Here is a 16254-nt window from a genome sequence, read left to right on the forward strand (position 1 = left end):
GCACCGCCCCTGGAAATTCAACATTCATGTCGATTAGGAATCGACGCTACGAAGGAGAGAACCATGATTGATATCAGCATCGGATCAACCGCACGACTGGGCAAGTCCAAGACCTCAACGCTGTGGGAAGTGATCAAGGTCGAGGCCGGCACCGGAATGGTCAGCTTGTCGAAGCTCGGGGGAGACGGCTATGTGAACAAGTATGCGCACGTCGACGAGCTGCGCGATGTTGGAGAACGCCTTCTTGAAGTGACGCTCGCAGACTGCCTGGCATTGCAGACCAGCGTGCAGAACTGGGGGCGCACCATTACCGACCGTGCCAGGTTCTTCTCCAATAGCGGCGAGGTCCATGACACCGTAGCGAAGGTCGCTGATACTTCGAAGCGCTGGCACCAAGCCGTTCAGGACTACGAGGCAGGCGTGGCACAGCACTACCCGCACATCGTCAAGAAGGAGAAGTAACCCGTGGCAGGCGAGACTGTTATTACTGTTATCGGAAATTTGACCGCGGATCCGGAGCTGCGTTTCACGCCTTCCGGTTCAGCCGTAGCGAACTTCACGATCGCTTCGACTCCTCGCACCTTTGACCGCCAGTCCAATGAGTGGAAGGACGGGGAAGCCCTGTTCTTGCGCGCATCGGTGTGGCGCGAGGCTGCAGAGAACGTTGCTGAAACGCTGACCAAGGGCATGCGCGTCATCGCCCAGGGTCGTTTGCGTTCACGTTCCTACGACACCAAGGAAGGCGAACGTCGCACCGTGATGGAGCTTGAGGTCGATGAAATCGGCCCATCCCTCCGCTATGCATCGGCCAAGGTCACCCGCACGGCCCGCGGCAATGGGGAAGGAGCTGGTGGACGCGGGAACAACGGCTTCGGAAACAGCGCTCCGCAAAACCAGCCGGGGAATGACCCATGGAGCCCTGGCGGTAACGCAGGAGGCGGGGGCTGGGGCACCTCAGATGATGGCCAGCCGCCGTTCTAGAACGCGCTTCCCACACCAAGAGCCCAATCCGGAGTGTCCTAATGAGCACCAGCTCGCACTCACACGACTAGGACACTGAATTGGACAAGACCTTCACCATCCCGCGCTTCCCTGGCCGGCGCAATGGAACGCAGCCGACGCACAAGATCAAAGCACGCCAACGCCGTAGCATGCGCACCAAACTAGCCCGTGCCGCCCAGCAACGCCACGACAAGTACCAGCTGAAAGGAATCATCTAACCATGGGGTCCAATATCCCAACACTCGCACTTATCCCACCCAAGCCACCCCTCACACCAGTCCGGCCAAAGGGGAAAAACATCTGTGATTCGTGTGGTCGGCTCATCCTGCCTACCGGTGAATGCGGAGGCTGTACCGAATAGTCGGGACCATGCTTCACACTTGTATGGGGCCCAGCATTCTTGGGCCCCATTCCCCACCCCCACGGACGCATGTCCAACCACAAGTGCGCCCAAAATTCGAGAAAGAAATCACCGACATGACCCAGGCCGACAGTGCTCCAAAAGCCGACCTCAATCTTGTAGACCTCTTGGTCAGCAGCATGCAGTTCCTCGCACCACACGTCCCGTTCAAGACAGCCACCCAGCTGCTTGAGAAAGCCAGCCTCACGCGAAGCAATATGGACCTGTACGCAGTCGCCTACCTCATTGTTATCGGGCAAGTCGAACCATAATTCTTGAAGACCTTGAAGCCCTCGGAGCCTCACCAACCCCGAGGGCCAATAGACGAACGAAGCGCAACGTAACTAGTAACCAGCTATCACCCGGACAAGCAGTAAAAAATCGGAGAACCAATCATGGACCACCAGGGGATCGAGCGTGTTCCACTCGACAAGCGGCCGTACTTCACGGTGACCAATGAACTTTTCAGGCATCCCAAATTCGTGCGCCTCACAGACAAGGCCAAAGTGCTTCTGCTGGAGCTCTGGGGATACTGCAACGAGTACACGACCAACGGGATCGTTCACGAGTCAATCCTCAATGGCAAAGGCGCCGCCACAGCGAAACTTTTGATCGAAATCGGATGGGTCGAGCACACCGCCGCCAAGGGCGAGTTCTACATGCACGATTACCTTGAACATCAGAAGTCGAAACAGCGCATCGAAGAAGAGAAAACAATCAAGCAGACAGCGGGCAGCGTCGGCGGCCAAAAGTCCAACCATTCCCGGAATCACGCGGCTAAAGGCGTATACGAAGCTTCTTGCCAATGGTGCCAGGAAGACCGAAAAACCCGCTGAAACGCTCAAGCAGAATCCAACCACCTGCTTGAAATGTGCTTGAACTCTGCTTGAAGAAAACTCAAGCAAAACCCAACCGGATGCTCAAGCGAAATCCAACCACCATTAACCATTAACCACTTAACCAACTTACGTAAGCAGTACTACTTACGTTCCAGAGCAATCCTGTTAAAAAATCCCGAACAAAAAAGCAGCAAATCGTTCAGAACTTAAACGCGCGAACGCGCCCAACGAATTGCTGCTCCACCAAAATCCAAAATTTCTCCTAACCACAGAAATGGACGCCACAATGATCCTCACCAAATCCCAAGGCGAACGCCTCACCGCCGTCCTCCACGCCGCACGCCCAGAATGGGCCACCGCCAGCATCGCCAAGATCCTGCAAACCGCAAACCAAAACGAAGGCCTCCCCGCCATCGACTTCAACCACGCTCTGCGCGCCGCCATCGCCTACGCCACGGCATGCACCCCAGAAGGAAACTTCGTAAAGCAAACCCCAGGATTCATCGCTGAGCCCTCGCGCTTCTGGGAAATCACCACACCACCCGAAGCACCACAGCCAGAACGGCCACGCTGCCAAGAACATCACTGGGAGCCAATCCCATGCCGGGTATGCCAAGACGAAATCAACCTCGGCGACCGGACCCCAGAAATGCTCAACAAACGCAAACCAGGACTCCCGCTCCCGCCCGAGCAAGTCGCCCTCAAAGCACAACGAGCACGCCAAGCAATCCGACAAGCCCAGACCATCGGGCAAGCAGACAATGCCACCAGCGAGGCCGAACACCGCTCAGGAACCGCGAACACGCCCTAGTTGGGCAATCACCCCGCCCGCCAAAAAACAAGCCCGCAAAACGAAGCACAGCCAGATCGCATATCCTGAACAGCAAGAATAGAATCACGTTCAACAAAATCTCGGCAGTACCACCAAAAAAGACCACTCAAAGCCATAACCACAGGAGCCAGCAATGACCACGGTCAAAACCGCCAAGGCAACATTCATTCTCACCGGCCTCACCTTCGCCACTATCGGCGTGATTCTCGCGGCCCTGCTTCTGCCGTCGCCCTGGGGGCAAATCGTCACATTGGTGTTGCTCGCTTGTGCCGCTATCTGTGCCCTGCTGGAGAGGCATTGGTTCCAGCTCGCCTGCTGGGCGGTGCTGGCGGCAGGGATCGGGGGCAGCGTGCTGATGGCCGACCCCCGGTTGCCGGCGCTCGTGCAGCTGCTCGGAATTCTCGGGCTCGTGGTGAACATGAGCTATCGGTTCGGGTTCAGGAAGGGGGCTGCCGGGAAAAAGGTGGTCGTCGGGTTTGATTCCATGATGAACCTGGTCGCGGCCGACTCGCTGCCGCTCACGGGGCACCCGGATGTTGACGAGGCGTTGCGTCGTGCAGGGGTGGTGCGTGGCTGAGTCGGGGCGGAATCTGGTGGGGGAGTTTCGGATCCCGGTGACGAAGGATCAGTGGAAAGCGCAGCATTTGAATGCGAATCAGCGGTTGCATCACCAGGCTCGGAATAAGAAGACGCAGTGGTGGCGTGCTTTGGCTGCGATCCAGTGTCGGAACGCGCGCATTCCTGGTCTTGACCGGGCTCATATCGAGATTTGGTTCCGGTTTCCGGACAACACTCGGCGCGAGGTTGCGAACCTGCAGCCGACGTCGAAGGCGATCGTGGATGGTCTTGTTGATGCTGGTTTGCTGCCGGATGACAAGGATGAGTGGTGTGTCGGTCCCGATAATCGGAGGACCTGGCCGAATGGGCCTCATGAGGTGGTGGTGCGGGTATTCTCGTGGGATTAGTTTTTCTTGTTTGACTGGATTGGTGTCTTGCTTAACATGAATTTGGTTGATATGCTGAGGTTATCAACTTGGACTAACCACCCAAATGAAATAGACGGAGCCCCGATGACCTACCTCATCAAGTCGAACCACCACGACGCCACACCCATCAAATTCTCGGAAATACAGGCCGGCGACACCATCGCCCGACCAGCCAAAGACACCTACACCGTAGGAATCGCACACCACAAGGGCCTGCGCAAATGGGTCACCGAGCACGGCGAAGTGATCGCCACACCCAGCCAGCGCGGAATCTTCCGGCTCAACAACAACACGCCGCAGCCAGACCCCGAAGAGAACCCGCTGATCATCGCCTACAGGGTCACCGCCGGCACCAACAACGCCGGCATCACCAGCCAAGCCGGATGGCAGCTCCGTTGGAGCCCAGACGGCGGGTACTACCCAGTCGACGGAACACCAATCGAAGGGGAGGAGTACTTCCTCCCAACAGAAATCCACGACTGGGTGCCAGCCCAGATCAAACCAGCCAACGGCTAACCACCCGAGGCATTCCCAAGGGGCCCAACCAGCCCATCAAAAAATAGAAAGAGTCACCCGAACACCATGAGTCACTTCAAGCTCCTCGTCATTGGCGAAAACATCGAAGAACAGCTCGCGCCATACGATGAAAACCTGACGGTCGAACCACATGTGGACCCCGACTGGGACTACTTATCGGACCTGAAGCACGCGCGTAAGTTCTACGCCGAACACCCGGAGCGCCTGCCGAAGAAGCCTAACGGCGATGCTCACACGCTCTTCACGATCAACGACCTCGCTCTCCTCCGCGACTACAACGAAGGCGAGGACATTCGAGAAGAGAACCGCAAGTACGTTCGATACACCACCTACAATCCCAAATCCAAGTGGGACTACTGGACGATCGGTGGCCGGTACTCCGGGACTTTCCGCATCAAAGACGGCGCAAACGCCGAAGACTACACCGCTTCGGCAGGACACTGGTCCGATGAATTCCAGACCGACAAGCCAAACTACGCAGGGCGGGCAGACGCAGCCCGGAAGCGAGCCATTGACTTCGACGCAATGGAAACTCACGCCCGCGCCGAAGGGCTGAAGAACTGGTTGACGTTGCAGGAAGCGACCGAGGGGATCACCCCGCCACAGCGGGATTGGGCAGCAACCCTGGCAGCCCACAAGGATGACGCTAACGCTGCCCGCGAGGAATGGCATTCGCACCCCTGGAATAAGGCCGCAAATGACGCTCGCCTCTGGGATGCATACGAACTATTCCACATGGGCGCAGACGATCCCATGCAGTCCTACCTCGAAGAACGCGTCGCGTTTGCTCGGGGAGGTTTCTACGCCGTCGTCCAAAACGGAGAATGGCAGGCCCAAGGCAAAATGGGCTGGTTCGGATTCTCCAACGACGAATTCGAGTCCGGCGACTGGTATAAGCAAGTCGCCCAAATCATCAGCGACCTTCCACACGGCACTCTCCTGACCGTCGTCGATTGCCACATCTAGGCGCCGGCCATGAGCGACCACACCCCAGAGGTCGAGCTTTACGGAGCCACCGCCCAGCTCTACATCTCAGACCTGGACAACACCCTCGTCGCACAAATTGACACCTTCGGAGTGCCGGCCGGCGCCAAGATCCGGGTCAATCTCAACGACGGCCCCATATGGGACGCAGACCCCGAACAGCACCACCACACCGAATGCACCTGCATCAACGGCCCGGCAGACAATCCGCTGCCGGCCCCGGTGCCGGCCATCGCTCACACCAGCCTCCAGGAGACCCGGAATGCACGTCCTTGACCATTTCCCAGAAGCCCACCTGATTGAGTCCAAGGACCTGCGCGAGGGCGACGTGATCGCCTACACCCCAGCAGGGCAAGCTAACAGTTTTTGTGTTGCCGTGTACGACCATTGCGGCCCTGGAGGGCAGAAGTACACCAGTGACGGGTCCATCATTGGCCCCACCGCCAGCGGGTTCCACCTCATCGACCGACCTAAACCTGCCGCCCCAACCATCCCAGGCTCGATGATCCGCATTACCGATAGCGTCAACTACCCGTCGAACATTGACGGCGAAGTCCTCACCTGCAACTCCTTCGGCGACTTCATCGGCCCGCACACCAGGCTCGGCCGGCACTCCATCAAAGCGTACAAAATCGCCTGGGAACAGGTCTGGTACACGCTGGCAGACCCTGACGACGTCGTGGACGCCCAGGTAATTGACGACGAGACACCACAAGTGCCCCTGCCAGTCGCTCCCGGCGTGCTCGTCCACATCTTGAATGGAGCGTATAGGGGCGCTCTTATGCGCTGCGAACTGGGAGGCGAGTACTTCCACGGTGTTCTGGCAGACGGAGGAATCTGCGGGATGCCCCGAAACGAACTAGAGAAATACGACTGGGAAGCAGTAAAGCACCTCCGCAACCAGGCGTTCCACGCCGACCCGGCGTTCTAAACCACCCGCACAGTGCGTTGCCCCTTGCCTTGGGGGACAGAGGCAACGCACAAAACCGGGTGTGCGCGGCAGGTAAATCTCGCAACCAACCGCGCACGCCCACCCCACGAACAGGAGAACCAAAATGAGCACCCGAACCAACTTCATCAAGCTGCAGCCCGACTACAACCACAACGGCGCCGGCCACATCCCATACCCCTACTGGATCAACCCAGAAACAGGCAACGTCGAACGCCAGGACGTCTGGAAAGGCGAACCAGCCAAGCTCCTCGGCTTCGCCACACCTGACGAACAGTTCGACGTCGCACTCAGCTGGCACGAATGGATAGAAAACCCAGACCGAGGCACCGGACTCCTGCCCGTGTTCATGAAAGCCGACGGCGGAATCTACACCCTGGACCACCCAACCCGAGGACCGGAAAAGGACAACTAAGTCATGGATCAGACCAAGCACCTGTGGGAATACGACCACCCCTACTACGCCAACGAAGGCTGCTTCTACACACCCGGGACCCAGTACCACGACGTCCACACCAACTGGGACAGCTGGGAAGACTTCAAAGCCGAATGGGGCGACAACGACCCCGACCTCAACCTGATCTACCGCTGGGACTGGTACCGATCAGACCCCAGCGACTACGAATACGAGCGTGAGGAAAATCCCGACTTCGAGATGCCAGGGGACACGCTGAAGCTGTTCTTCATGCTGCAGCGCAATGCAAAGCCGCACAGCCACCGCATCAAGGTCACCGAGGCCGACGAGCCCGACGTGCGCGCCTGGCTCACGCAACGCGCGGAGACGATCCGGGCGATCTGGGAGCCAATCATCGCGGCGAAGAACTCGCCTACCCCGCCAACAACTACTAAGGAACACCGCCATGACTGACCTCTTCCCAAAGCCAGGAGAGAAACCCTGGAACCTCGACGCGTTCGGGCAACCCTGTTGGCAAGAACCAAAAGTGCGGAGGGTGCTCGTCGAACGCCGGCCAGAAAACTTGGAACTGGAACTAACCCGGTTCGATGCCTTCCACGAACGACTCGCAACCCAACTGCGAGAGCTGGACAAGACCCACGTCATAGATCCCACAAGCCTCGTCATTGAAACCACTAGGCACGAAGGCAACCCGGTCTACCGGGCCACCTACACAGCGAAACCAAGGACACCGAAATGAGCAAGGCACCGAACCTGCATGACGCCGTACCGCGGACGCACAAGAAAGACTGCCGCCACGCCGAGTTCCTGGTGAATCGGCCAGGGGACGTGCGCGAGTGCGAGCACGGCAAAATCCAGGTCGTCGACCAACCCGCCGCGCACACGCCAGGACACCTGATCTGGGAAGACCTGCACCCGTTCTGGAACCGCGGCCCATACAAGCTGGCCAAAGAACTGATGGCTCTACGGAGTGCCCGACCATTTCTGCACGACCCCTCCCACCTGCCAACGGAAGCCTGAACATGACCACCTTGCATCGCCTCACTGAGAAGGACACTCAGTACACCGATTCCCCGAAGCACCTAGCCAAGTTCAACGGTGATACCGAGAACCACCAGATGAGCATCTTGCACGACGAAGGCCTATACCGCCACCTGCGGTTCAAGAACCCTGAGAACGGCTTCTACTGGTTCGACCTGATCACCTGGCCCGGCTACCTCACCATCACCGGCGACATGGGAACCTACACATTCCTCCGCGTGCAGGACATGTTCGAGTTCTTCACTGGGCACATCAACAACTCGTATTGGGCAGAAAAGCTGCAGAACGGCAACACCGGCGGCCGCCGTGAGGTGCGTGCTCACAACGAGGACGAATTCAAGAAGTAGCTGGTAGAGGACTTCTGGCAGGCATCCCGCGACATGAGCACCAGACAAACGAAGGACTGGTGGCTGGAACTTTGTGGGCAGTTCTTGGACAAGTACCCGGAAGTGAACACCGAGGACGCTAAAAGCGTGATCGAAGCGCTAACGCAGATAAACCCCAGTGATGCTGTGACGAACCATTACAGCGACGTCTGGGAAGCATCCGAATCCTGGGAGAAATACGACCTGCACTTCGAATGGTGCCTCGCCGCAATCGTCACAGGCATCCGCACCTACAAAGCAAACAAGGACCAGGAGCCGACAGCATGAGCAACCTTTTCGACCCAACACCCGGACAAGACTATGGATTGTGCTTGACCTGCAACAAGCCGATCCCTAACGAGAGCGACAAAGCCAAGCACTGGAACGGCGACGGCAAGGGCCACTCGATCAGAGTCTTGAATGAGTCACGTGCGGAAAGGATCGAGTCGCACATAACGCGTGAAGTAGAAGACGCATTGCAGTCCGCGTTCTCCTCGATTGATGACTACATCGCACGCGGCCACTTCACCGAGGAAGAAGTCACGGTAGCTCTGCGAACGGTCCACGTTGAAGTTGACGACGAATGGAAGGAATACAGCAATGGCAACTAACCAGAAACCACATGATCCCGAGTCGATCGTGCAGCAGTCCTCGACCCTCATGGATGCCGTGTTTGCGGGCATGAAAAAGGGAGCGAAGACCGATGCGGAGGCGAACCGAAATTACCGTGCTTCGCGAGACTGCATCGTGGCGGCGCTGCCGGAGCTGCGGGCGCATTTCATGCAAGAGGGCAGAGAGGCCGGCAATTGATTGTCTGCACGTCCTCTCGCCCTGGGTTTGATGGCCAGGCTTACCGGATCCCCTATGTCGAATCCGTCGAGGGGTATGGTCACGCGTACTCAACGAGCGAAGGCATCAGGTGGACACGCACGCCGAACCACCCGCAAGACCCACGGTGCCCAGGGTGCAACACAGGAGGAAAGAACTAATGGGATACGGATTCTATACGCTGCCCGACGGTCGCGAAGCCGGATACAACGTGGAAGCGGAATGCGACAAGGACGCCTGCGAAACCAAGATTGACCGCGGCCTTGGCTATCTCTGCGGGGAGAACCCAGACGGCTGGCGCGACGCGGACGAACCGGGCTGCGGGAATTACTACTGCGAAGCGCACCGGTACGACGATCACGAATGCACCAACGTTCAATGCGGCAAATACTCCGCTGACGAATCTCTCTGCTGTTCCAAGGCAAAAGGCCATGAAGCCTCGCACTGGGACAAGCACGAGCAGGCCGAATTCACCGAGACCGAGGAGGCGGGGCAGTGATGGCAATTAACCGGACCGACCACACAATAATCAGCATGGGCGAATGGTCGATATCCCGCCGCGTAGGGACCACTGATGCGAAGTTTGACGGCAAAGCTATCGGGCTATGGCTAAACGGCACAGGCGACGAACTCGAAGGAGATGACTTCCTTACCCGCGAAGAAGCTCTAGAGCTGCGTGACTACATAGACAAGCACCTAGGAGGCACTGATGCCTGAGAAGAATCTACACCCAGACGCTCTAGAGGCCATGTCTCGCGTGATGAACCCACCTGCCTGGGGCATGATCGACCGATACCCAGAAGATGAACTGGTGATCATGACCAAGGAAACTGAGTTGTCCAAGGCCGAGAAGCTTGCTGCAGCTTACTTGTCCGCTTTGCCTGCCCAGCCTGACACGGTCACCATCTCTCTGAACAGTGAGCAACTGGATGCACTGGACTGGCTGACCTATTACGGCATCGACGGCATGAGAAAAGCAGTTAGCCAGGCCAACGAAGATTCGGGCGAAAGCAGCATGGCGTGGGGTCACTCAATGCGAATGGACGCACGGTTTGAGCACGCCACAACGCTACGAAATCTGATACATGGCCACGCAATTCAAAAGGGACTGTGATGACTAACCAACCGCTAAACCCGGACGCGCTCGAAGCGGGCGCGAAAGCGTTGTTCATGCGTGAACGGAAGTACCACACGCCCACGCTGGAATGCCCTGAACCGCCGAACTGGGAAGACCTCACGGAAACCAGCCTGGAACACTACCGGGGCAACGCACGCGCCGTCCTCGCCGTCGCCCAGCCGGAAGTGAACAGCGTGGACGAATTGCCGATCGGAACGGTCTTCTTCGATTCGTGCAAAGACTTCGCTTACCAGATCATCTCCAACGGCGAGCAAGGCCCAGAAGGCAGGGAAATCGTCAGTGTCGGAATTGAGGAACGATACGAGCCGACCGAACTGGACTATCCGCTCACCGTGCTCCAGGGACCGGTGAAGTGATGCTGAGCATTCTCTACCCCTTCTGCTTAGCCATGGGCCACGAGTGGATCTTCATGCGCCGCAGTCGGTTCTTCAACCACTACCAATGCCGGTGGTGCGACCGCAGAAAGAAGGAAGACCGCTGATGCCAACTCAGGGAGTTATTGATGCGGCGTGGGGCTGGGCAATCGCAATGGTCGTTCTCACGTGGCTGACCATCCTCGTCCTCACCGTCATGTATTGCGCGAAGAAATGGAGCCGGTACTAATGCCAAGGGAACCCCGTTACATGGACCGAAAGTATATGGAGCCGAACCACTCGCAGCTACTCAACTGGGAGCGGAAGGGGGATCGTCGAGAGTTCTCTGATTACCTCGCCTACACGGGTATCCGTTACCACGGGCATTCAGCGTTCGTCATCCGCAATCCGCGCATGAAACCACTTCTACACCGAGGAAGGAAGCCATGAGCGCTGACTGGTTCACCGAGGACATGCGCGATAGAGACGCAGGCTACGCGCTCGGCCGCCCACGCCAGAAGTTCCACGTCTTCCACTACAGGATCGCCGGGCCAGGAGCCGTGCGCCGCACCGCGTTGTGCCACGGAGTGCAAGGCGTGGTCATCGTCAGTAGTGGGCTCGACCTGGCTAACGAAGCCGAGTGCATGGCATGGCTCAACGGGGAAACCGGCATCTTCCGAGGACGCAGATTCCCGGCAGGTGAAGACCTCAAAGACAAGCTCACCGAATATCAGTATGAAACCGCGTGCGAGCGATGCAAGGCCAGCTACGAAAGGAAGAAACGATGAGCCAGGACTTTTGGTTAGGGATACTCACCATCCCACTACTTACAGCAGCAGGCTACGGGATTCTCCTCGCAGTCATCGGGTTCAAGTACGTGGCCGGGAAAGCGTTCAGCAGGATGATCATGATCTTCCCGGCAATCCGTGAAGGTGGTGATGTCGGCGCGAACTTCCCATTGCGAACGCTCACCGACTTTGGTCACCGATCAGCATTCGCAGCTATCGCGTTGAGCGCCCGAAAAATGATTCTGTTCGAACCGTTCGGTGGACTGGGATTCTTCATCATGATCGGCAGCCCATTCAGCAACAACAAGCAAGCTCGCAGGGCGCGACGAGCGATTGAAGAAGCCTACGACAAGATCCTTGAGCAAGACCAAGAGGGCGAAACCAATTCCCACCCAGACAAGGAACCAACCCATGAGTGAACGGGCCAAGACTCTTCACACGGCATCGACGGTTATCCAGGCGCTGAAGCATGACCTGTTCCGCGATGACCATTTCCCCGGCGGGCTGTTCTACGCCGAGCTGCAGGCACCCAGCGCTGACAGGCGCATCGACGCCCTGTGGGTGGAGAAGTTCAGCGGCAAAGTTATCGGATACGAAATCAAGGTGACGCGGCAAGACCTCTTGGCTGAGCTGGCGCAGCCGGAGAAGTGCGACCCGTGGAAGCGTTATTGCGACCATTGGTGGCTGGCCGTGGGTGACCCGTCCCTGGCGATAGGGCTGGAAGATCAGATTCCGGAGGACTGGGGGATTTGCACCCCGCCGACGGCTGCGAACCGGCGCAAGATGACGGTCCTTCGCCCAGCCCGGAAGCTGACCCCCGTGGACAAGACCCCGCTGCTGGGGAAGATTGCGGGAGTGGTTGGCCGGGACGTGGCCGAAGCACACATGCGGAAACGCAATGCTGAATCCCATGAGGAACGTTTACGTGCCGAAATTCGGCAACTGCAGGCCTCCTTGAGGCAAGCCGGCGCTACCAAGGAAAGCATGAACATTGGCGACCTGGTGCGCCGCGCCCTGGACATAGCCAACGACAAACTACTTCACCCCAGCCTCTTCAACAGCTACATCCTGTCCAGCGAGGAGGGCATGGCAGAAGAAGCGGAGAATCTGGCACAAGTACTGATGCATGCCCACCTGGCCATCGAGCTGGACAAGGACTTGCTCCGAGAAGCCCAGTACCGCGCTGAAGCTATTGAGCGAGCATTGAAAGCAGCGGTGAAGCCACTGCGAGATGACTGGCGCGCAGGCAGCTTGCTGAAGAAGGTGGACGCACTGCTGGCAGAGCGCCCCGCACCAGTCGAAGGAACGTTGTTCGAGGTGGAAGCGTGAGCCGGTCAGATAACCGTCCATCCGAAATGGAGATCATTGAAGTGCCACATCAACACAGTTTCCGGATGGGCGACGCAGCCTGCTGTGACTGCGGGGCGTTCATTGACGTGGAAACTACTCGTGCCGCGCAGGTCGCAGCGTTTGCCAACTTGATCGAAGATGGCACTGGTGCGCTCACCGCGGAGGAACTCGAAGCTCTTCCGAACGACTCGGTTGTCCTCACTGTGGGTCCAGTAGGAATGCACTCTTGGGTCCTGTCTAAGAAGGAGAATGGCCTATTGCTTCCCTTCGAAGAGTTCATAGATGAAATGAGCATTGCTGAAATGGTGGGGTATAAGACCTTCCTGCTGCAGAGGGGCGAATCATGATGCGCGCACCGGTTTGGGCCACCCCGCTGCCGGCAGCGATCGACAGCCTCGGTAAGGCATCGGAAGCTTTGGAGCTGCTGTTCGGTGAAGGGCTCACGTTCGGGCAATCTGGCCAGTACCTGATCGTCTACACGCCGGGGGAGGCCTGCGGATGCCTCGCCTGCAACCGAGACGTCTACCGGGTGCGCGCGGTCGCAGGGGAAGACAGCATGTTCGAGCACGATCAGATGATGTTCCTTTGCCCCGACTGCGGGGACAAGAACTGCTCCCAAGCCAAGAACCACAGGCAACTGTGCGACAAAGACGCCGAAGAGCTATTGGCGCCCAAAGAACTCCGTCCTGGAGTCTCGGCCACCACAACACCCGAAGCAATCGAACGCCTCGAATCAAACTATGGAGAGGACGACTGACAATGGCCATTGAAGAAACTACAAAGACACTGGACGAGATGGTGAAGTTCGTAGAGAGCCTGCAGCTGACCCGAGCCCAGATCGAGGCGAAGTACCAAGAAGCTACCCAACAAGGTTGCGGGCTGTACGTGGTGAAAGGCCGGCCCAACACACTGGACGTGGCACCCGGCGCCGTAGCCGGTGAGCTGCTCATCGTCGACCCATCGGCAATCTCGTGAGCATCACCAGAGCAGCCAAGTACCTCGCAGCAGTCGACCTCGGCAAAACCATCACCGTCACCGACACCGACACCGACAAGACCGTCACCGGCGAGCTGCAGAGCATCGAAGCCACCGACTGCAGCGACATCCAGCTCAGCATCATCGCCGGCAAGTACAGCGGACGCTACCACCTGGAACCCGACGACGTAGTAACGATTACCGGGACGCTGAAGAAGCCGTGAACCTCAGCTACAAGTCCCTTCTCGATGTGACCCGCTGGTTATCCATGGGCGAACGCGGCACATCCAGCGAAGCGATCGTGTCCTACCTCGTCCACGGATACGTTCCAGCACGGGATGCGCTACCGAAAAACATGCAGGACTTCCGTCGCTGCGAGCTGCTGCTGCAGCAAGTGCCCGCGCTGCGCAGCATTTTTGAGCGCATGGGCTCGATATCGCCAGAATGGGCTCGGCTGGCCGAGCACTGGGACGAAATCAAGTCCACGCTTGAACACGAAGTACCAGGCATCTGGGACCCGAAACCCGATGGCCACGCACCACGAGCCACGGCCCTCATTAGAGCGTTAGTGTCGGCCAACAACGGTAAGATTGAAACAACCAACCGGGCCTAACCAGCCTAGAACCAGCGGCCTAACCAGCCGCCCATATCGACGAAAGGTCACCCGAACAATGACTGCCATAGCCGCGCACCCTGCTGCACCCGAAGCCAAGCCCGCGCCGGTTCATCACCAAGACACTTGGTTCGGCGACTTCGGCGCCCAGCGCACCACTGAAGCATCCGAAGTCACCTGCCGGGCCTGCCTCGAAATGCTGCGTGACCGCAAGTACGCGCCCTGCCAGCACCAGCTCACCCCAGACACCCAATGGGAACAAGGCGAGCCGTGCGACAACCCAGCCCTTCCGAGTGCCGAGTACTGCGAGCACCACGCTGCAGCGCACGGCGACACCGAGGCCCTCGCCCAGTGGGAAGAAGCGATCTAGAAGCATGGCCGGCGATATCATCTACCTGCTCAATCTCGGCGTGACCATCGAGGAAATCGCCGAGCGAGCAGGCCGCACCCCAACCGCGATCCAGGCGGAACTGGATGCCTACTCTGAGAAGCAACGGCAAGAAAACAGCAATCAATAATTCTTGGCAAGCAAGAATAGATTCTTGTTGAACTATAGTTATAGGTGGACTAACCAACCACCAACCCGAAGGGGTGCTCAGCCTTGCGGAAACTGTGCCCTGCCTGCCTCGCGCGCCTCGAACACGTCGTCCACCCGGACTGCGTCGTTTGCGCCGGAACAGGCTACCTAGCCCTCAACGAGGGCGCAGTAGCGTTGTACCGGACAGAAGTGGTCTCCAAGACCGTCGAGCTCTGCCTGGAAGCGGCAGCGCGCATCTCCGACATGACGCGCACCCTTTCCGACGACCGCACCCAGCGAGTTAGCTCAGTGATCGAGAAACTCCAGGCGGTCGGATTGTTGGTGGCCGAAGAATCTCCGTACATCAACACAGCTTGGTGGGCGGAGAAAAAGAAGTCCAAGCAGCCGCGCGGCGAGGATGGCAAGTTCGCGCCATTCCTCGACGCTGGCGAACTCACCGAACAGGTAATCCAGGAGCCACTCGTTCCCCTGGACATGGTCCTCTCAGCAGCGGCCCCATACCAATATGAGCGGACCGAGAGGCCCGGCGCGCGGGGGCTGCCAGTGCTCTCGGACAACGGCTACCCATCCCACCTCGCACGGGTCGCCGACCCAATGGAACCAGGACGGTCAACCATGGACTGGATCCAAGCACGCAACGCCGACCAGCGCGAAGCCTCCGTCCTTGTCGAAGCAGTTGACTTAGCAGCAGCCAAGAAGAGACGGCGCCTAGCAAAGCAAGCGGCAATCCAAAACTGAAAAAACGTGTGGTCGTCGGTTAGGTAAGAGTTCCCAGGGTCCAGATAGTAGCCCGCATTGACACCGATAACAGTGGAGACGCCACACCCAAGGAGCGCCTGACTTTTACCTGTCTGGCGCTCCACCCATTCCACCAGAAAGGCCAGACGGTCATGATCGAACTATCCGCTGTAGCTCATTCGGGCTGGATCGCGCTCATTGTTATGCTTGTCGTCATTTGTGCTGGGCTTATCATCCAGCAACGCATGGAAAAGTTCGCCGATCTGATCCCTCAAGTCCTCCTGTACATCGAAATTCTCAGTGATGCACAGAAGCAGGCCTTCGAAGCAGAGAACCGCGGCAAAGGCCTAAGGCTACGCTTGCTCACTGGTGATGCTGCCAAAGCATATGACGATTGGGAAGAAGCCGATGACGCAGCAATGCTTTCCTGCTGGAAGTTCCTCCTGGGAAGAGACCCTCATGGCGAAGCCTGGAACCTTCGAATTAACGCCTACAAAGCTCGCGCAGCAGCGGACAGGCTGAAAGTTGCTGTCGCTGACGGGCAATACGCTGAGTAGTTCAGCGTTCCCACACTGAAATAGGT

At 58.2% G+C, this 16254-nt stretch carries 37 protein-coding genes; all 37 read left to right on the forward strand.

Annotated elements, in window-relative coordinates:
* Positions 1 to 63 precede the first annotated feature (63 nt).
* The 37 genes from ACT7DV_RS13480 to ACT7DV_RS13660 all read left to right on the forward strand — a co-directional run bounded on the left by ACT7DV_RS13480 (position 64) and on the right by ACT7DV_RS13660 (position 16228).
* Positions 64 to 462 (forward strand): hypothetical protein, encoded by a 399-nt coding sequence (locus ACT7DV_RS13480; RefSeq protein WP_444663261.1) that lies wholly within the window; start codon positions 64 to 66, stop codon positions 460 to 462.
* A 3-nt stretch (positions 463 to 465) separates the two neighbouring features.
* On the forward strand, positions 466 to 981 hold the full coding sequence (locus ACT7DV_RS13485; protein WP_444663263.1) for a single-stranded DNA-binding protein: 516 nt from the start codon (positions 466 to 468) through the stop codon (positions 979 to 981).
* Between the two features lie 80 nt (positions 982 to 1061).
* Complete coding sequence (locus ACT7DV_RS13490; RefSeq protein WP_444663265.1) at positions 1062 to 1220, forward strand: hypothetical protein; 159 nt, start codon at positions 1062 to 1064, stop codon at positions 1218 to 1220.
* Between the two features lie 259 nt (positions 1221 to 1479).
* On the forward strand, positions 1480 to 1674 hold the full coding sequence (locus ACT7DV_RS13495; protein WP_444663266.1) for a hypothetical protein: 195 nt from the start codon (positions 1480 to 1482) through the stop codon (positions 1672 to 1674).
* A gap of 123 nt (positions 1675 to 1797) precedes the next feature.
* A complete protein-coding gene (locus tag ACT7DV_RS13500; RefSeq protein ID WP_444663268.1) occupies positions 1798 to 2238 on the forward strand; it encodes a hypothetical protein in 441 nt (146 codons plus the stop codon).
* A gap of 289 nt (positions 2239 to 2527) precedes the next feature.
* Positions 2528 to 3052 (forward strand): hypothetical protein, encoded by a 525-nt coding sequence (locus tag ACT7DV_RS13505; protein WP_444663270.1) that lies wholly within the window; start codon positions 2528 to 2530, stop codon positions 3050 to 3052.
* Between the two features lie 154 nt (positions 3053 to 3206).
* Positions 3207 to 3650: a hypothetical protein gene (locus ACT7DV_RS13510; protein WP_444663271.1), complete on the forward strand. Its 444-nt coding sequence runs from the start codon at positions 3207 to 3209 to the stop codon at positions 3648 to 3650.
* A complete protein-coding gene (locus ACT7DV_RS13515; protein ID WP_444663272.1) occupies positions 3643 to 4038 on the forward strand; it encodes a hypothetical protein in 396 nt (131 codons plus the stop codon). Before ACT7DV_RS13510 ends, ACT7DV_RS13515 begins: the two co-directional genes overlap by 8 nt.
* A 105-nt stretch (positions 4039 to 4143) precedes the next feature.
* On the forward strand, positions 4144 to 4575 hold the full coding sequence (locus ACT7DV_RS13520; protein ID WP_444663274.1) for a hypothetical protein: 432 nt from the start codon (positions 4144 to 4146) through the stop codon (positions 4573 to 4575).
* Between the two features lie 66 nt (positions 4576 to 4641).
* Positions 4642 to 5562, forward strand: a complete 921-nt coding sequence (locus tag ACT7DV_RS13525; RefSeq protein WP_444663276.1) for a hypothetical protein — start codon at positions 4642 to 4644, stop codon at positions 5560 to 5562.
* Positions 5563 to 5571: 9 nt separating this feature from the next.
* The gene (locus tag ACT7DV_RS13530) at positions 5572 to 5856 is read left to right on the forward strand and encodes a hypothetical protein (protein WP_444663278.1); all 285 of its coding nucleotides are present in this window, start codon (positions 5572 to 5574) and stop codon (positions 5854 to 5856) included.
* Positions 5843 to 6511, forward strand: coding sequence for a hypothetical protein (locus tag ACT7DV_RS13535; protein ID WP_444663280.1), 669 nt, complete (start codon positions 5843 to 5845; stop codon positions 6509 to 6511). The genes ACT7DV_RS13530 and ACT7DV_RS13535 overlap by 14 nt, the downstream gene beginning before the upstream one ends.
* A gap of 124 nt (positions 6512 to 6635) precedes the next feature.
* A complete protein-coding gene (locus ACT7DV_RS13540; RefSeq protein WP_444663282.1) occupies positions 6636 to 6944 on the forward strand; it encodes a hypothetical protein in 309 nt (102 codons plus the stop codon).
* A gap of 3 nt (positions 6945 to 6947) precedes the next feature.
* On the forward strand, positions 6948 to 7397 hold the full coding sequence (locus ACT7DV_RS13545; RefSeq protein WP_444663284.1) for a hypothetical protein: 450 nt from the start codon (positions 6948 to 6950) through the stop codon (positions 7395 to 7397).
* Positions 7390 to 7683, forward strand: coding sequence for a hypothetical protein (locus tag ACT7DV_RS13550; RefSeq protein ID WP_444663286.1), 294 nt, complete (start codon positions 7390 to 7392; stop codon positions 7681 to 7683). Before ACT7DV_RS13545 ends, ACT7DV_RS13550 begins: the two co-directional genes overlap by 8 nt.
* Positions 7680 to 7964 carry a hypothetical protein gene (locus ACT7DV_RS13555; RefSeq protein WP_444663287.1) on the forward strand — a complete coding sequence of 95 codons (285 nt, stop codon included), beginning with the start codon at positions 7680 to 7682 and terminating at the stop codon, positions 7962 to 7964. The genes ACT7DV_RS13550 and ACT7DV_RS13555 overlap by 4 nt, the downstream gene beginning before the upstream one ends.
* A gap of 2 nt (positions 7965 to 7966) precedes the next feature.
* Positions 7967 to 8332: a hypothetical protein gene (locus ACT7DV_RS13560; protein WP_444663289.1), complete on the forward strand. Its 366-nt coding sequence runs from the start codon at positions 7967 to 7969 to the stop codon at positions 8330 to 8332.
* Positions 8333 to 8365: 33 nt separating this feature from the next.
* Positions 8366 to 8638 carry a hypothetical protein gene (locus tag ACT7DV_RS13565; RefSeq protein WP_444663291.1) on the forward strand — a complete coding sequence of 91 codons (273 nt, stop codon included), beginning with the start codon at positions 8366 to 8368 and terminating at the stop codon, positions 8636 to 8638.
* Positions 8635 to 8961: a hypothetical protein gene (locus tag ACT7DV_RS13570; protein ID WP_444663293.1), complete on the forward strand. Its 327-nt coding sequence runs from the start codon at positions 8635 to 8637 to the stop codon at positions 8959 to 8961. Before ACT7DV_RS13565 ends, ACT7DV_RS13570 begins: the two co-directional genes overlap by 4 nt.
* Positions 8951 to 9160 carry a hypothetical protein gene (locus ACT7DV_RS13575; RefSeq protein ID WP_444663294.1) on the forward strand — a complete coding sequence of 70 codons (210 nt, stop codon included), beginning with the start codon at positions 8951 to 8953 and terminating at the stop codon, positions 9158 to 9160. Before ACT7DV_RS13570 ends, ACT7DV_RS13575 begins: the two co-directional genes overlap by 11 nt.
* A gap of 178 nt (positions 9161 to 9338) precedes the next feature.
* Entirely contained in the window at positions 9339 to 9677 is a 339-nt protein-coding gene (locus tag ACT7DV_RS13580; protein WP_444663296.1) for a hypothetical protein, read from the forward strand.
* Entirely contained in the window at positions 9677 to 9895 is a 219-nt protein-coding gene (locus tag ACT7DV_RS13585) for a hypothetical protein (protein WP_444663298.1), read from the forward strand. Before ACT7DV_RS13580 ends, ACT7DV_RS13585 begins: the two co-directional genes overlap by 1 nt.
* Positions 9888 to 10292: a hypothetical protein gene (locus ACT7DV_RS13590; protein WP_444663300.1), complete on the forward strand. Its 405-nt coding sequence runs from the start codon at positions 9888 to 9890 to the stop codon at positions 10290 to 10292. The genes ACT7DV_RS13585 and ACT7DV_RS13590 overlap by 8 nt, the downstream gene beginning before the upstream one ends.
* Positions 10292 to 10672, forward strand: coding sequence for a hypothetical protein (locus ACT7DV_RS13595; protein ID WP_444663302.1), 381 nt, complete (start codon positions 10292 to 10294; stop codon positions 10670 to 10672). Before ACT7DV_RS13590 ends, ACT7DV_RS13595 begins: the two co-directional genes overlap by 1 nt.
* Positions 10673 to 10796: 124 nt before the next feature.
* The gene (locus ACT7DV_RS13600) at positions 10797 to 10919 is read left to right on the forward strand and encodes a hypothetical protein (protein WP_444663303.1); all 123 of its coding nucleotides are present in this window, start codon (positions 10797 to 10799) and stop codon (positions 10917 to 10919) included.
* A 196-nt stretch (positions 10920 to 11115) separates the two neighbouring features.
* The gene (locus ACT7DV_RS13605; protein WP_444663305.1) at positions 11116 to 11457 is read left to right on the forward strand and encodes a hypothetical protein; all 342 of its coding nucleotides are present in this window, start codon (positions 11116 to 11118) and stop codon (positions 11455 to 11457) included.
* On the forward strand, positions 11454 to 11876 hold the full coding sequence (locus ACT7DV_RS13610) for a hypothetical protein (RefSeq protein ID WP_444663306.1): 423 nt from the start codon (positions 11454 to 11456) through the stop codon (positions 11874 to 11876). Before ACT7DV_RS13605 ends, ACT7DV_RS13610 begins: the two co-directional genes overlap by 4 nt.
* Positions 11869 to 12786, forward strand: coding sequence for a hypothetical protein (locus tag ACT7DV_RS13615; RefSeq protein ID WP_444663307.1), 918 nt, complete (start codon positions 11869 to 11871; stop codon positions 12784 to 12786). Before ACT7DV_RS13610 ends, ACT7DV_RS13615 begins: the two co-directional genes overlap by 8 nt.
* A gap of 65 nt (positions 12787 to 12851) precedes the next feature.
* Complete coding sequence (locus ACT7DV_RS13620) at positions 12852 to 13154, forward strand: hypothetical protein (protein WP_444663309.1); 303 nt, start codon at positions 12852 to 12854, stop codon at positions 13152 to 13154.
* Positions 13151 to 13564 carry a hypothetical protein gene (locus ACT7DV_RS13625; protein ID WP_444663311.1) on the forward strand — a complete coding sequence of 138 codons (414 nt, stop codon included), beginning with the start codon at positions 13151 to 13153 and terminating at the stop codon, positions 13562 to 13564. Before ACT7DV_RS13620 ends, ACT7DV_RS13625 begins: the two co-directional genes overlap by 4 nt.
* Before the next feature lie 38 nt (positions 13565 to 13602).
* Positions 13603 to 13782, forward strand: a complete 180-nt coding sequence (locus tag ACT7DV_RS13630; protein ID WP_444663313.1) for a hypothetical protein — start codon at positions 13603 to 13605, stop codon at positions 13780 to 13782.
* A complete protein-coding gene (locus ACT7DV_RS13635) occupies positions 13779 to 14006 on the forward strand; it encodes a hypothetical protein (RefSeq protein ID WP_444663314.1) in 228 nt (75 codons plus the stop codon). The genes ACT7DV_RS13630 and ACT7DV_RS13635 overlap by 4 nt, the downstream gene beginning before the upstream one ends.
* Positions 14003 to 14395: a hypothetical protein gene (locus ACT7DV_RS13640; RefSeq protein ID WP_444663316.1), complete on the forward strand. Its 393-nt coding sequence runs from the start codon at positions 14003 to 14005 to the stop codon at positions 14393 to 14395. The genes ACT7DV_RS13635 and ACT7DV_RS13640 overlap by 4 nt, the downstream gene beginning before the upstream one ends.
* 58 nt (positions 14396 to 14453) lie before the next feature.
* Positions 14454 to 14765: a hypothetical protein gene (locus ACT7DV_RS13645; RefSeq protein WP_444663318.1), complete on the forward strand. Its 312-nt coding sequence runs from the start codon at positions 14454 to 14456 to the stop codon at positions 14763 to 14765.
* Between the two features lie 4 nt (positions 14766 to 14769).
* Positions 14770 to 14913, forward strand: coding sequence for a hypothetical protein (locus ACT7DV_RS13650; protein ID WP_444663320.1), 144 nt, complete (start codon positions 14770 to 14772; stop codon positions 14911 to 14913).
* A gap of 83 nt (positions 14914 to 14996) precedes the next feature.
* Entirely contained in the window at positions 14997 to 15671 is a 675-nt protein-coding gene (locus ACT7DV_RS13655; protein ID WP_444663321.1) for a hypothetical protein, read from the forward strand.
* A 152-nt stretch (positions 15672 to 15823) separates the two neighbouring features.
* The gene (locus ACT7DV_RS13660; RefSeq protein WP_444663323.1) at positions 15824 to 16228 is read left to right on the forward strand and encodes a hypothetical protein; all 405 of its coding nucleotides are present in this window, start codon (positions 15824 to 15826) and stop codon (positions 16226 to 16228) included.
* Positions 16229 to 16254: the final 26 nt, after the last annotated feature.

Source organism: Glutamicibacter sp. TV12E (assembly GCF_052441935.1).
GTDB lineage: Bacteria > Actinomycetota > Actinomycetes > Actinomycetales > Micrococcaceae > Glutamicibacter.

Excerpts from the sequence above, each read along its gene's own strand:
- ACT7DV_RS13480 (WP_444663261.1), top strand. The coding sequence starts at position 64 with ATGATTGATATCAGCATCGGATCAACCGCACGACTGGGCAAGTCCAAG.
- ACT7DV_RS13495 (WP_444663266.1), top strand. The coding sequence starts at position 1,480 with ATGACCCAGGCCGACAGTGCTCCAAAAGCCGACCTCAATCTTGTAGAC.
- ACT7DV_RS13500 (WP_444663268.1), top strand. The coding sequence starts at position 1,798 with ATGGACCACCAGGGGATCGAGCGTGTTCCACTCGACAAGCGGCCGTAC.
- ACT7DV_RS13505 (WP_444663270.1), top strand. The coding sequence starts at position 2,528 with ATGATCCTCACCAAATCCCAAGGCGAACGCCTCACCGCCGTCCTCCAC.
- ACT7DV_RS13510 (WP_444663271.1), top strand. The coding sequence starts at position 3,207 with ATGACCACGGTCAAAACCGCCAAGGCAACATTCATTCTCACCGGCCTC.
- ACT7DV_RS13520 (WP_444663274.1), top strand. The coding sequence starts at position 4,144 with ATGACCTACCTCATCAAGTCGAACCACCACGACGCCACACCCATCAAA.
- ACT7DV_RS13525 (WP_444663276.1), top strand. The coding sequence starts at position 4,642 with ATGAGTCACTTCAAGCTCCTCGTCATTGGCGAAAACATCGAAGAACAG.
- ACT7DV_RS13530 (WP_444663278.1), top strand. The coding sequence starts at position 5,572 with ATGAGCGACCACACCCCAGAGGTCGAGCTTTACGGAGCCACCGCCCAG.
- ACT7DV_RS13535 (WP_444663280.1), top strand. The coding sequence starts at position 5,843 with ATGCACGTCCTTGACCATTTCCCAGAAGCCCACCTGATTGAGTCCAAG.
- ACT7DV_RS13540 (WP_444663282.1), top strand. The coding sequence starts at position 6,636 with ATGAGCACCCGAACCAACTTCATCAAGCTGCAGCCCGACTACAACCAC.
- ACT7DV_RS13545 (WP_444663284.1), top strand. The coding sequence starts at position 6,948 with ATGGATCAGACCAAGCACCTGTGGGAATACGACCACCCCTACTACGCC.
- ACT7DV_RS13550 (WP_444663286.1), top strand. The coding sequence starts at position 7,390 with ATGACTGACCTCTTCCCAAAGCCAGGAGAGAAACCCTGGAACCTCGAC.
- ACT7DV_RS13555 (WP_444663287.1), top strand. The coding sequence starts at position 7,680 with ATGAGCAAGGCACCGAACCTGCATGACGCCGTACCGCGGACGCACAAG.
- ACT7DV_RS13560 (WP_444663289.1), top strand. The coding sequence starts at position 7,967 with ATGACCACCTTGCATCGCCTCACTGAGAAGGACACTCAGTACACCGAT.
- ACT7DV_RS13565 (WP_444663291.1), top strand. The coding sequence starts at position 8,366 with ATGAGCACCAGACAAACGAAGGACTGGTGGCTGGAACTTTGTGGGCAG.
- ACT7DV_RS13570 (WP_444663293.1), top strand. The coding sequence starts at position 8,635 with ATGAGCAACCTTTTCGACCCAACACCCGGACAAGACTATGGATTGTGC.
- ACT7DV_RS13575 (WP_444663294.1), top strand. The coding sequence starts at position 8,951 with ATGGCAACTAACCAGAAACCACATGATCCCGAGTCGATCGTGCAGCAG.
- ACT7DV_RS13580 (WP_444663296.1), top strand. The coding sequence starts at position 9,339 with ATGGGATACGGATTCTATACGCTGCCCGACGGTCGCGAAGCCGGATAC.
- ACT7DV_RS13585 (WP_444663298.1), top strand. The coding sequence starts at position 9,677 with ATGGCAATTAACCGGACCGACCACACAATAATCAGCATGGGCGAATGG.
- ACT7DV_RS13590 (WP_444663300.1), top strand. The coding sequence starts at position 9,888 with ATGCCTGAGAAGAATCTACACCCAGACGCTCTAGAGGCCATGTCTCGC.
- ACT7DV_RS13595 (WP_444663302.1), top strand. The coding sequence starts at position 10,292 with ATGACTAACCAACCGCTAAACCCGGACGCGCTCGAAGCGGGCGCGAAA.
- ACT7DV_RS13600 (WP_444663303.1), top strand. The coding sequence starts at position 10,797 with ATGCCAACTCAGGGAGTTATTGATGCGGCGTGGGGCTGGGCAATCGCA.
- ACT7DV_RS13605 (WP_444663305.1), top strand. The coding sequence starts at position 11,116 with ATGAGCGCTGACTGGTTCACCGAGGACATGCGCGATAGAGACGCAGGC.
- ACT7DV_RS13610 (WP_444663306.1), top strand. The coding sequence starts at position 11,454 with ATGAGCCAGGACTTTTGGTTAGGGATACTCACCATCCCACTACTTACA.
- ACT7DV_RS13615 (WP_444663307.1), top strand. The coding sequence starts at position 11,869 with ATGAGTGAACGGGCCAAGACTCTTCACACGGCATCGACGGTTATCCAG.
- ACT7DV_RS13620 (WP_444663309.1), top strand. The coding sequence starts at position 12,852 with ATGGGCGACGCAGCCTGCTGTGACTGCGGGGCGTTCATTGACGTGGAA.
- ACT7DV_RS13625 (WP_444663311.1), top strand. The coding sequence starts at position 13,151 with ATGATGCGCGCACCGGTTTGGGCCACCCCGCTGCCGGCAGCGATCGAC.
- ACT7DV_RS13630 (WP_444663313.1), top strand. The coding sequence starts at position 13,603 with ATGGTGAAGTTCGTAGAGAGCCTGCAGCTGACCCGAGCCCAGATCGAG.
- ACT7DV_RS13645 (WP_444663318.1), top strand. The coding sequence starts at position 14,454 with ATGACTGCCATAGCCGCGCACCCTGCTGCACCCGAAGCCAAGCCCGCG.
- ACT7DV_RS13650 (WP_444663320.1), top strand. The coding sequence starts at position 14,770 with ATGGCCGGCGATATCATCTACCTGCTCAATCTCGGCGTGACCATCGAG.
- ACT7DV_RS13660 (WP_444663323.1), top strand. The coding sequence starts at position 15,824 with ATGATCGAACTATCCGCTGTAGCTCATTCGGGCTGGATCGCGCTCATT.